Annotated in this window: 11 protein-coding genes; 7 read left to right on the forward strand and 4 right to left on the reverse strand. The window is 74.3% G+C overall.

All coding sequences use genetic code 11. The annotated features are described in order from the left end of the window. Positions 1-230 precede the first annotated feature (230 nt). From ACFV4G_RS32325 to ACFV4G_RS32335, 3 genes are all read left to right on the forward strand, one after another. Positions 231-755 (forward strand): hypothetical protein, encoded by a 525-nt coding sequence (locus ACFV4G_RS32325; protein WP_380445701.1) that lies wholly within the window; start codon positions 231-233, stop codon positions 753-755. 156 nt (positions 756-911) lie between these two features. Next, entirely contained in the window at positions 912-1,676 is a 765-nt protein-coding gene (locus ACFV4G_RS32330) for a LamB/YcsF family protein (RefSeq protein ID WP_380445702.1), read from the forward strand. Next, positions 1,673-2,302 carry an allophanate hydrolase subunit 1 gene (locus ACFV4G_RS32335; protein WP_380445704.1) on the forward strand — a complete coding sequence of 210 codons (630 nt, stop codon included), beginning with the start codon at positions 1,673-1,675 and terminating at the stop codon, positions 2,300-2,302. The genes ACFV4G_RS32330 and ACFV4G_RS32335 overlap by 4 nt, the downstream gene beginning before the upstream one ends. Before the next feature lie 15 nt (positions 2,303-2,317). On the opposite strand, the gene ACFV4G_RS32340 is transcribed toward ACFV4G_RS32335, so the two are convergent. Further along, positions 2,318-3,235, reverse strand: coding sequence for an aminoglycoside phosphotransferase family protein (locus ACFV4G_RS32340; RefSeq protein ID WP_380445713.1), 918 nt, complete (start codon positions 3,233-3,235; stop codon positions 2,318-2,320). 55 nt (positions 3,236-3,290) lie between these two features. Next, positions 3,291-4,058, reverse strand: a complete 768-nt coding sequence (locus ACFV4G_RS32345; protein WP_380445705.1) for an alpha/beta fold hydrolase — start codon at positions 4,056-4,058, stop codon at positions 3,291-3,293. Between the two features lie 212 nt (positions 4,059-4,270). On the opposite strand from ACFV4G_RS32345, the gene ACFV4G_RS32350 reads away from it, so the two are divergent. From ACFV4G_RS32350 to ACFV4G_RS32360, 3 genes are all read left to right on the forward strand, one after another. Further along, on the forward strand, positions 4,271-4,822 hold the full coding sequence (locus ACFV4G_RS32350; protein WP_380445706.1) for a PadR family transcriptional regulator: 552 nt from the start codon (positions 4,271-4,273) through the stop codon (positions 4,820-4,822). Positions 4,823-4,888: 66 nt separating this feature from the next. After that, positions 4,889-5,614 (forward strand): class I SAM-dependent methyltransferase, encoded by a 726-nt coding sequence (locus ACFV4G_RS32355; protein ID WP_380445707.1) that lies wholly within the window; start codon positions 4,889-4,891, stop codon positions 5,612-5,614. Positions 5,615-5,824: 210 nt separating this feature from the next. After that, the gene (locus ACFV4G_RS32360) at positions 5,825-6,667 is read left to right on the forward strand and encodes an undecaprenyl-diphosphate phosphatase (RefSeq protein WP_380445714.1); all 843 of its coding nucleotides are present in this window, start codon (positions 5,825-5,827) and stop codon (positions 6,665-6,667) included. A 169-nt stretch (positions 6,668-6,836) separates the two neighbouring features. On the opposite strand, the gene ACFV4G_RS32365 is transcribed toward ACFV4G_RS32360, so the two are convergent. Beyond that, positions 6,837-8,348, reverse strand: a complete 1,512-nt coding sequence (locus ACFV4G_RS32365) for a HEAT repeat domain-containing protein (protein WP_380445708.1) — start codon at positions 8,346-8,348, stop codon at positions 6,837-6,839. A 291-nt stretch (positions 8,349-8,639) separates the two neighbouring features. On the opposite strand from ACFV4G_RS32365, the gene ACFV4G_RS32370 reads away from it, so the two are divergent. After that, the gene (locus tag ACFV4G_RS32370; RefSeq protein WP_380445709.1) at positions 8,640-9,200 is read left to right on the forward strand and encodes a hypothetical protein; all 561 of its coding nucleotides are present in this window, start codon (positions 8,640-8,642) and stop codon (positions 9,198-9,200) included. Between the two features lie 114 nt (positions 9,201-9,314). Here ACFV4G_RS32370 and ACFV4G_RS32375 read toward each other — a convergent pair whose 3' ends face one another. After that, the gene (locus tag ACFV4G_RS32375) at positions 9,315-10,796 is read right to left on the reverse strand and encodes a hypothetical protein (protein ID WP_380445710.1); all 1,482 of its coding nucleotides are present in this window, start codon (positions 10,794-10,796) and stop codon (positions 9,315-9,317) included. Positions 10,797-11,128 lie beyond the last annotated feature (332 nt).

An 11,128-nucleotide genomic window follows, 5' to 3' on the forward strand; every position in this document is an offset into this window, starting at 1 on the left:
TTTTTTTTAAAAACCCCCCCCCCCCCCCCCGGGTGGGCCCGGGGGGGCGCACACCCCCCCCCATCTCAAATTTCACTATTTTTTAATTTTTTATATCTGTCAGCTGTTCGCCGCCACCCGCCCGCGCCCGCCCCCGAGGTGGAGTTGAACACGTTCAAACCAAAGGTCTAGAGTCGGTCCCGCGCAGGTGGGAAAGGTTCCACCCGCCCCTCGGCCTGGAGGTTCGCCCCGTGGACAACGACACCGCCGCCACTCTGCGCCGCGTACGGCGCTGGCTCTGGCTCTTCCTGGTCGGCCTCGTCCTGAGCGGCCTGACCGCCTTCCCCCTGGAGACCGAGACCCGCTGGCTGGCCGACTTCGCCGCCGGCCCCGCCGCCCCGGTGTCCGACCACTTCCCCGCCGCCATGGCCTGGCTCGAACGCGTCCGCGACGGTATCGCCGAGACCAACGACCGCTTCCCCTTCCTCGCCTACGGCACCGACTGGCTCGCCTTCGCCCACCTGGTGATCGCCGCCGCGTTCTGGGGCCCGCTCAAGGACCCGGTCCGCAACATCTGGGTCATCCGCTGGGCCGTGCTCGCCTGCGGGGCCGTGATCCCCCTCGCGCTCATCTGCGGCCCGCTGCGCGGGATCCCCGTCGCGTGGCGATTCGTCGACATGTCGTTCGGAATCTTCGGGGTCGTTCCGCTGCTGATCGTGTTGCGGGCCCTCCGTCCGCTGGAACGTTCCTTCAGCGCGCCGGCTGCCGCGAACTGAACACACTGCCCGGGGCTGTGCGCCCCAGGGCGCGAATCGACGGGGCGAGCGCCGGCGCCGGCGCTCGCCGCCCGCGGCACCGGCCGCGGCGCTGCCGCGCCGGCCCGACCAACTCGCAGAAACGCGTCTGGGGGGGGGACGGGGGGGGGCGCGGCGGTGATCGATCTCAATGCGGACCTCGGCGAGGGGTTCGGGCGCTGGACGCTGACCGACGACGAGGCCCTGCTGTCCGTGGTGACCAGCGCCAACGTCGCCTGCGGCTTCCACGCCGGGGATCCGTCGACGATGCGCCGGGTCTGCTCGCTGGCCGCCGAGCGCGGCGTCCGGATCGGCGCCCAGGTCTCCTACCGCGACCTCGCCGGCTTCGGCCGCCGCGCGATGGACGTCCCGCCGGAGGAACTGGCCGACGAGATCGCCTACCAGATCGGCGCGCTCCAGGTGTTCGCCCGCGCCGCGGGCTCCCGCGTCTCGTACGTCAAGCCGCACGGCGCCCTCTACAACCGGGTGGTCTCCGACTCCGAGCAGGCCGAGGCCGTCGTCGCCGGCGTCCTGCGCGCCGGGGCGGTCTGCGACGGGCCGCTGCCCGTCCTCGGTCTGCCCGGTTCGCGGCTGCTCGCCGTCGCCGAGGGGGTCGGACTGCCCGTCGTCGCCGAGGCCTTCGCGGACCGCGCGTACACGCGGTCCGGCACGCTCGTGCCCCGCCGCGAGCCCGACGCGGTCGTGCACGACCCCGAGTCGGTGATCACCCGGGCCGTCGGCATCGCCCGGGACGGCACGGTGGAGGCCGTCGGCGGCGAGCACATCGGCGTCGAGGCCCGTTCCCTGTGCGTGCACGGCGACACCCCCGGCGCGGCCCAGCTCGCCTGGCGGGTGCGGGGCGCGCTCGCCTCGGCCGGGGTCCGGGTGGAGGCCTTCGCGTGACGGCCGCCGCCGTCCGACCGGTCGGCGGGAACGCGCTGCTCGTGGAGGTGGCCGGACCGGCCGAGGTGGCCGCGCTGTACGGGTGGCTGCGCGAGCGGCAGGCCGAGGGCGCGCTCGGCGCCGTCGAGGAGATCGTGCCCGCGGCCCGGACCGTCCTGCTGGACGGCGTCGCCGACGTCGACGCGCTCACCGCGCTGCTCGCCACCGCGCGTCCGGCGGCCGCGGACACGGCGCACGGCCCGCTCCTCGAAGTGCCGACCGTGTACGACGGCGCCGACCTGGGCGAGGTCGCCGCGCTGTGGGGCGTCTCCGAGGAGGCCGCCGTCCGGATCCACACCGGGCCCGAGTACGTCGTCGCCTTCTGCGGGTTCTCCCCCGGCTTCGGCTACCTGACCGGACTGCCCGCCGAGTACTGGGTGCCGCGCCGGGCCACTCCGCGCAGCGCCGTCCCGGCCGGTTCGGTCGCCCTCGCGGGCCCGTACACCGGCGTCTACCCGAGCCCGTCCCCGGGCGGCTGGCAGCTCCTGGGCCGAACGGCGCTCGCACTGTGGGACGCGGAACGCGAACCGGCGGCCCTGCTCGCGCCGGGCGTCCGGGTGAAGTTCACGGCCGTACGGGGGCAGTGAGACTCCGGCGGCCCTTCACCGCCCCAACAGCTCCTCCGCGATGGCCCGTTGGGCCCGGTCGAGCGCCACCTCCCCTTCCTCCGCCGCCCATACGGCGTTCTGCAGCACCCTTGCGAGCGTCCACCCCGCCGCCTCCGCCCGATCCAACTCCAGGACGTCCACGAGGAGATCGAACCTCCGGCGCACCGCCCGCCGCACGTCTCCGGTGGCCACGACGTCGTCCCAGCGGTTGCGCAGCGCGGGGAGCAGCTCGAAGCCGGGGTGTCCGGCGAGCGGCTTCGGGTCGATGGCGAGCCACGGGCCGCGCCGCGCGCGGTCGAGCGGGGCGAGGACGTTGCCGAAGTGGAGGTCCCAGTGCAGGAGTTGCCCGCCGGGATCGGCCCTGACCTCGCGCAGTGCCGCCGCGCAGTCGGCGAGCAGCCGCTGTTCGTCCGGGTCGGCGAGGACAGCCGCGGCCCCGGCCGCCTCCGCGAGCATGGTGTCCACGAGATCGGCCAATCCTCGTATTCCCGGCACGGCCTGATGTGACGTCAGCGACCGCAGCAGCTCGGCCAGCACGAGCAGGGCCACCCGGTCGTCCTCGACGGTGAGCAACGAGCGCCCCGCGTCGAGCCGTTCGAGCAGCATCGAGCCCGAGGCCGGATCGTGGTCGAGCAGCCGCACCGCGCCGTGTCCGCCCCAGGCCCGCAGGGCCGCGGGCTCTCCCGCCGTCTCCTCGTCCACCGGCTGGAGCTTGAGGACGCAGGCCTCACCGTCCGCCCGCCGCACGGGCAGCACCAGTGCGACGGCCCCGTGCGCGGGCGGACCGTCCAGGCGCAGCCCCCATCGCCGCAGCAACTCCCCTGCCAGTGCGGGCAGTCCGGCGACCCAGGCGTTCCCCTCCGGGCCGAAGAACTCGTCGAGCGACGCGGCCAGCGCGTCCGGAACCTCCACGGACGCTTGTCTTTCGAGCACGCCTCCACCCTAGGCCCTGCCGTCGGACCCCCGTCTACCCTGCGAGCGCCTCCACCGCGGCCGCCGCGAAGCCGTCCGGATTGTCGAGCATCACGTTGTGCCCGCACTCCGGCACCGCCACCACCCGGACCCCGGCCGCCCGCAGCCCCGGCGCCCCGTGGGGTTCGCCGTCGGGTGCCGGGTACAGGAAGGTGCGCGGCACGTCCAGGTCCAGCAGCATCTCCCGCATGGTCGGCACCGTGGCGCGGGCGAGGTGGACGGCACTGCGGTGGAGCGCCTCCGGGCCCGCCAGCCGCATCGTCGCCCACCAGGACGGGCCGACCCGCTCGGCGACTTCGTCCCGTCCTCCGGCCAGGAACTCCTCCTCGGTGTAGCCGGCGAGCCCGCTGCTGCCGGGCCGCTGCGCCGCCGGGGCGATGGGGTCGAGGTTGGCGTCGACGAGGAGGAGCTTCGCGACGAGCTCGGGGTACCGGTGGGCCAGCACGATCGCGACCGCACCGCCCATGCTGTGCCCGACGACCTCCGCTCCCGCGACGCCGGCGGCGCGCAGCGCGGCCGCGACGGCGTCGGCGTGGTCCTCCAGCGCGTACCGGAAGTCCGCGGGCCGGTCGCTGATGCCGAAGCCGAGGAGGTCGAGCAGCAGACTGCGGCGTCCGGCGAGCAGCGGGTGCACGGCGGCCGCGGCGAAGTAGACGGGCGAGCTGGCACCGAGGCCGTGCAGGTAGACGCGGGCCGGCTCGGCGCCGGGCAGCTCGACCCAGCGGATCCGGTGACCGTCGGGCGTGACGGGGGCGTGGCGCATCGAGGGCTCCTATTGCGGCGGGCGACGAGGTGGCGAGGGTCGGGCGTGCGGCGAACAGATGACAGCAGACAGACGACAGATAACAGATGTTGAAATCTGTCATCTGTTCGCCGTCACCTGCCCGCCGATCGACATGGACCATACCTCGGCGCCGAGGTATCGCGCCATCGATATACCAACGCCCCGAGGGATCCTTCTGGCAGAGTGACCCCATGCTGAAGCTCGCCATCCTCGGGTTCCTGTACGACCGCCCCCTGCACGGCTACGAGCTGCGCCGCCACCTCGCCGCGCTCACCGGCCACGTCCGCCCCATCAGCGACGGCACCCTCTACCCGGCGATCAAGCGCCTGGAGTCCGACGGCCTGCTCGTCCGCGAGACCGAGCCCGGCACCGCCGCCGCCCCCCGCCACACCCTCCACCTCACCGCCGCCGGCCGCACCGCCCTGCTCGACCGGCTGCGCGAGCCCGAGCGGCTCGACATCAGCGACGAGAACCGCTGGTTCACCCTCCTCGCGTTCCTCCGCCACCTCGACCGCCCCGCCGACCAGGCCGCCGTGCTCCGCCGCCGCCTCGCCTTCCTCGCCGAACCGGCGAGCTTCTTCTACGAGGGCGAGCGCCCGGTCGGAGCCGAGGAGTTCGCCGACCCCTTCCGCCGCGGCCTGCTGCTGATCGCCCGCGCCACCACGGAGGCCGAACTCGCCTGGCTGAACAGCACGTTGGCCGACCTGGCGGGCGCGGATCCGCAGCACCCGGCGGCGAATTGACCGAAACCCGTACGGGCTCCCGGGAACTCCTTCCCCTCCTGCCGCACCCGTGTTCCGATGATCGGCATGAGCGACGAACTCCCCACCCCACAGGGCCCCACCGTGCGCCGCGAGGGCTACGACGGCACCGGTCCGGGCGCGATCACCCCGGACGGCTGCGCCGTCGAGCTCTGGTCCCGCCTCCCGGTGGGCGACATCCCGGACCTGATCGAGGGCGCCGTGCCGGCCGGCGCCCGGATCCTCGAACTGGGCTGCGGCGTGGGCCGGATGACCCACCCGCTGACCGACCGCGGGTTCACCGTGACGGCCGTCGACGAGTCCGCCGAGATGCTGGCCCGGGTCCGCGAGGACGTCCGGACCGTTCGCAGCCCGATCGAGCACCTGCACCTCGGCGAGCGTTTCGACGTCGTCATGCTCGCCTCCTTCCTCGTGCACGCGGGCGACGTGGCCGTCCGCCAAGGGCTCCTGGAAACCTGCCGCCGCCACGTCACCGACGACGGCTGCGTACTGATGCAGCGCGAGGGCGAGGACTGGCACCGCAACGTGCCCCGCGAGAGCAGGCTGGCGGGCACGGACGGAGTCGCCCGGATGGTCTCGTCGACGCCGAACGGGGACGGCTCGAACACCGTCCTCGCCGAGTACGAGTTCCCGGACGGCCGCTGGACCCACACCTTCCGCTCCCGGCCGCTGAGCACCGAGGAGTTCGAAGGAGCCCTGGCGGAGGCCGGTCTGGCGGTGGAGCGCCACCTGACGGAGGACCGCACCTGGGTCCGGGCCCGACCCGCCGGCTGACCACGAAAGGACCCGGTGCGCAAAGCCCGATTAAAGGGTGAACAAAGAATCGTCACTTTCACCCCGTACCATCGGCCGCGCGCCGGGCCGCGCACGGCCCGAGGGCCGGGCGGGTCGCGGCGGCACGCATGCCCGCACGCCCGTTCCGACCCGCGAGGACACCCACATGCAGCAGGACCGACGGATACCCGGGGCGGGTGTCCGGTGACGATCGACTGGCTCCACGGCGCCGTGCTCGGCCTGATCCAGGGCCTCACCGAGTTCCTGCCGATCTCCTCCAGCGCCCACCTGCGGGTCTTCTCCGCCCTGCTCGGCTGGGACGACCCGGGCGCGGCCTTCACCGCCGTCACCCAGCTCGGCACCGAGGCGGCGGTGCTGATCTACTTCCGCCGCGACATTGCCTCGATCATCCGGACCTGGGCGCTGTCCCTCGTCCGCCCGGCACTGCGCTCGCACCACGACGCCCGGATGGGCTGGTTCGTGATCATCGGCACCCTGCCGATCGGCATCCTGGGCAAGCTCTTCCAGGACACCATCGAGACCCACCTGCGCGACCTGCGGATCATCGGCACCACGCTGATCGTCTTCGGCCTGGTCCTGGCCTTCGCCGACCGCACCCGGGCGATCCGCCACGCCCGTCCGATCACCGACCTGACCCTCCCGCACGCCGGCGCGTTCGGCCTCGCCCAGGCGCTGGCGCTGATCCCGGGCGTCTCGCGCTCCGGCGGCACGATCAGCGCGGGCCTGCTGCTCGGCTACAGCCGGGAGGCGGCGGCCCGGTACTCGTTCCTGCTGGCGATCCCGGCGGTGCTCGCCTCGGGAACGCTGGAGCTGTTCAAGATCGGCGAGGGCCCGGCCCCGGCCTGGGGGCCGACGGTCCTGGCGACCGTCATCGCCTTCGCGGTCGGCTACGCGGCGATCGCCTGGTTCCTCAAGTACATCTCGCACCACAGCTTCCTGCCGTTCGTGGTCTACCGGGTGCTGCTCGGCATCCTGATCATCGGACTGGTCGCGGGTGGCGTCCTCGCCCCGGACGCGGGCGTCGTGAAGTAGAACGGGCTTTCAACTCCGGGCCCTGAACGCCCACTCGGAAGGCAGCGGGAAGCAGCGGAGACCAGCGGGGAGCAGCAAGAAGCAGAGGAAAACAGGGGCAAGCGGGGAAAAGCAGACGGGCCGGGACACCCCGGCAGGGTGCCCCGGCCCTCCGCGGCCGAAAAGGTGTCTAGCGCCCGAACTCCCGGGCGGCGGTCAGCCGGCCGCGGACGGCGGCGTGGACCTCGGCCTCCTCGGCCGGGTCGGCGGCGAGTCGCCGCAATCGCTCCAGCACACGCGCGTCGCCGGTGGTGGCGACGTGCCGCGCGGCGAGCTCACGGGTGGTCTCCTCGCAGTCCCACAGGCACTCGACGGCCGGGCCCTCGGGGAAGTGCACGTCGGTCGTGGCGAGCGCCCGGGCGGCGCGTCCGCGCAGTTCGGAGGAGGCGGCCTCGCCGTAGATGTGGCGCAGGACCGGGACGGCGTCGGCGGCGGCCAGCCGCCCCGCACCGTCGACCAGCGACCCGAGCCCGGTGCCGACGACCCCGCGCACGGAGACCCAGCGGCGCAGTCCGGCGACCACGAGGGGTGCGTCGTCCGGCTCCCCGGCGTCGGCGAGCAGCTGGACGGCGGCTTCGCCGAGGGCGCTGTCGGCGCCGCCGGTGGCCGGGTCGGCCCAGCGGCGGGCGTGCGCGAGGGCCTCGGGGCCGCGCATCCGGCCGAGCAGTTCCAGGGCGGAGCGCACCATCCGGTCGTCGACGTCGGCCGCGGCCGCCTCGATCAGCTCGGCGGCGGCGGGATCCCGCTGGTCGACGAGGTAGCGCAGGGCCGCTCTGCGGGCGCCGGGCAGGCCGTCGCGGGCGGCCTCGATGAGCGCGGGCCGGTCCTCGGCGCGGACGACGGCGGTCAGGCAGCGGGCGGCCGCGGCGGCGCGGCGGTCGACGGCGTCGGGGCCGGGCCCGGCGGTGTCACCGCGCCCCACCTGGGCGGACGGCTCCGGACGGCCGAGGAAGGCGCCGGCGCCGAGGCCGCCGAGCTCCCCCTGGTCGGCCCAGGCGAGCACGTCGGCGGTGGACCAGCCGGGAGTGACGCCGCTGCGGTTGAGCTGGCGCTGCCACACGTCGAAGGGCGACTGCTCGCTGGCCGCCGCGACCCTCGGGTGGTAGGCGGCCCACAGTCGCCAGGGCCGGGGCTCATAGGCGTTGCGGATGAACTCGCGCAGCTCGGCGTCGCCCTCGGGGCCCGGCGGGAAGCGGTCCAGCACGGCGGTGCCGAGGAGGAGCAGGCCGCGGTCGTCGTCGCGCAGCGCGAGCTCGTCCAGGGCCCAGGCCCAGTTGGCGCCGGTGGCGGCGTACTCGCGCAACATCAGCAGCGCGTCGCGCCGGCCGTACGCGGCGAGGTGGCCGAGGACGGACAGGGCGAGGCCCGTGCGGTTCTCGTCATCGCTGACCAGGTCCTCCGCGGAGTGGAGGTGGTCCTCGATTCCGTCGAGGGGGGCTTCCAGCTCCATGTAGAGGCGCGCGTAGTACAGCGAGCGGCTCTCGACCTGCCAGTCGGCTCGTGGGTCCCTGGTGACACACTCCTCCAGCGCGGCGATGGCCTCGGTACGGTCGGCGGCCAGCGCGTGGAGCTGCCCGTCACCGCGGCCCCGCTGCAGGAGGCCGAGGAGGCTGGCACTAGGTGCTATCACTGGCTCGAACATGAGGTCAGCATCCGTTGCGGCGGTCGTAGTGGCAACGGGATTTCCGTCGCCGGGGTCTCTGGTGGGTACTGCGGTGGGCGCCCGGGCGCCGGAATCACCGAAGGTTACCGCCTCGGGCCCCGGTCCGCACACAGGGCGACGAACGCTTCGGCCACAGTGGCATATGCCAGAGGAATTTTGCCCACGTTCTGTCCAAAACCCCACGGAGAGGACGCGGCTGTGCGACAGTCGTCTCACCAACCGCCACGGCCCGCTCACACCGAGCGAGCGCCCCAGATCGATGGACCGGTCATGAACATGTCCTCGGCCCCGGCGCGCCCGCCGGGCACCGCCCTCGCGGACGGCACCCCGACGGGCGGCACGGGCGCGGGCACGGCCACCGCCACGGCCGCCCCGAGCGCCGGACCGGCCCCGGGCGCGGCGGAAGCGGGCACGCCGGAGTCCGGCGCGTCCGACGGCGGAACGGACGGCGGCAGAGTGGACGGCACGGCGCAGGAGCCGTCCGGCCCCACGGTCTGCTCCGCCGAATGGGACCTCCTCACCGACGGGGTCCGCTGGGACGCCGGGACCTTCCGGCTCCTCGGCTGCGACCCCGGACACGGCCCGCTCAGCCTCGACCGGCTGCCGGACCGCCTCCCGGAGGCCGACCGGCCGCTGCTGCGGCGGATGATGACCGACACCCTCGTGCACGGGCGCACCACGTGCGGCACCCTGCGGGTCCGCCGGTTCGACGGCACGCACGACAGCGTCGAGTGCGCGGGCGAGCCCGTCCTCGGCCCGGACGGCACCGTCACCGCGCTGCGCATGCTCCTGCGGCCGGCCGCACGCGCCGGAGCCGGCGAGCACCGCTGACCGCGCCGCGGCGGACACACCCGCCGGTCCGGCCCCGCGTCCGCCCCACCCGCGCTTCGATCCGAACGGACGTCCCGCTCCGAACGGACGTCCCGTTCCCGGACGTCCGTCCCCTCAGGTCGCCCGCGGCCGGTTCTTCGCGTCCGCCACCCGCAGCTCCTGCCCCAGCTGGACCCGGAGCTCGTCGACCGCCGGCAGCCCGCGGTACTGCGCCGTCAGCCGGTACATCTCCCGCAGCCGGTCCCACGTGCGGTGCGAGGAGTTCTGCCCGATCAGGTTCATCACCATCTTGGCCTGGAGCTCCGCCGCGTCCGGCTCCCCGGTGATCCAGTGCACCGAGGCCAGCGTGATCCGGTCGAACAGCGCCGAGCGCAGCTGCCCGGTGCCCTCCCGCAGGGCGATCACCCGCTCCGCGTGCCGCCGCGCCTGCGGCGCCGCCGACAGGTCGTGCTCCGCGAGCGTGCGCAGCACCAGCGCCTGCATGCCGCGCAGTTCGGCCTCGTCGAACACCTGCATCCAGGACGGCGGCGGCTCCGGCGCGTCCTCGGCGAACAGGTCCTCGGCCTCGCCGAGCAGCCGGTAGGTGTCCTGCGTGTGCCCGATCGAGGCGTGCGCCCACGCCTCGACGGTGTTCAGCATCGCCCGCGTCCTCGGCAGGAGCCGGCCGCCCGCCGCCTTCGCCGCCGCCATCAGGTCGATCGCGTCGTCCGCCCGGCCCAGGTGCACCATCTGCCGGGCCGCGCGCGAGATCGCCTCGCCCGCCCGCGGCCGGTCGCCCGCCTCCTTGGCCGCCTCCGCGGCGATCATGAAGTACCGCTGGGCGGTGGGCTCCAGGCCCACGTCGTGCGACATCCAGCCGGCCAGCACCGCGAGGTTCGCCGCGACCAGCCACAGCCGCCGCTCCACGGAGGGCGGGTGCCGGTGCGTCAGCAGCCCGCCCACCTCGTTCAGCTGACCGACCACCGCCTTGCGCTGCAGCCCGCCGCCGCGCGCCGCGTCCCACGCCCGGAAGACCTGCACCGAGCGCTCCAACGCCTCCACCTCGTCGAGCCCGACCGGGCCCGCGTCGTACACGTCCACCACCGGGCGCGCGCCCGCCCCGGTGATCACCTGGCGCGGCCCGGGCGCCGAGGCCGCGTACGCGACCGCGTCCCCGCCCAGCCAGCCCTTCAGGGAGTCGGCGATGACCGCCCCGGCCGTGAGCGCGGCGCCCGCGCCCACCAATCCACGTCGGTTCAGCATGAGGTCCATTCCCGTGAACTCGGTGAGGACCGCGGCCGTTCGATCCGGCGACCATGGCTCCGCTGCGGACTGCGCCGCCCCGCTCCTGGTGGGCCGGTGTCGTTCCAGACCGAGGTCCTCAGTGGTGACGACACGTCCGAGCCGCTCCGTGAACACGGTCGCCAGCACCCGCGGCACCGGATCGCGGGGAATCTCCCCCTGCTCGATCCAGCGCCGTACCCTCGAGGTGTCGGTGGACAGCTGCTGCTGACCCAGCGCGGCGCCCCTACGGTTGACCAGCCGCGCCAGCTCGCCCTTCGACCATCCGGTCAGGACGAACAGATCGGCGAGTCGGGTGTTGGGTCCCCTGCTCACGTGAAGCCCCCAGGTTCCTCGGCTGGTTCGAGGCTAGAGGCTCCGGCAAGTGCCAGGCGAGCATTCGCCACCGTTCGCCAGGGCCCGCCAGACTACTAAGCCAGTGCGGCGCGGGTGTGTTGTAGGGGTGCGCCACCTCGCCCCCGGGGCGGGAGGCGCTCCGGACCGGCGTCGGGGCATCCCCCGACCGTGGCGAGGGGCGCGCCCGGTCCTCACCCGAGGGGGTGGCGCGGCCGGGTGGCGCGGGAGCGCCGGGCACGGCCACGGCGGCTCCGGCCGACCGCATTCCCCAGGGTGCGGACGGCCGGGACACCGCCGGACCAGGGGTCCCC

Source organism: Kitasatospora sp. NPDC059747 (assembly GCF_042732955.1).
GTDB lineage: Bacteria > Actinomycetota > Actinomycetes > Streptomycetales > Streptomycetaceae > Kitasatospora.

Coding starts and splice junctions, on each gene's coding strand:
- ACFV4G_RS32345 (WP_380445705.1), bottom strand. CDS start 4,058: ATGCGCCACGCCCCCGTCACGCCCGACGGTCACCGGATCCGCTGGGTC.
- ACFV4G_RS32350 (WP_380445706.1), top strand. CDS start 4,271: ATGCTGAAGCTCGCCATCCTCGGGTTCCTGTACGACCGCCCCCTGCAC.
- ACFV4G_RS32365 (WP_380445708.1), bottom strand. CDS start 8,348: ATGTTCGAGCCAGTGATAGCACCTAGTGCCAGCCTCCTCGGCCTCCTG.
- ACFV4G_RS32370 (WP_380445709.1), top strand. CDS start 8,640: ATGAACATGTCCTCGGCCCCGGCGCGCCCGCCGGGCACCGCCCTCGCG.
- ACFV4G_RS32355 (WP_380445707.1), top strand. CDS start 4,889: ATGAGCGACGAACTCCCCACCCCACAGGGCCCCACCGTGCGCCGCGAG.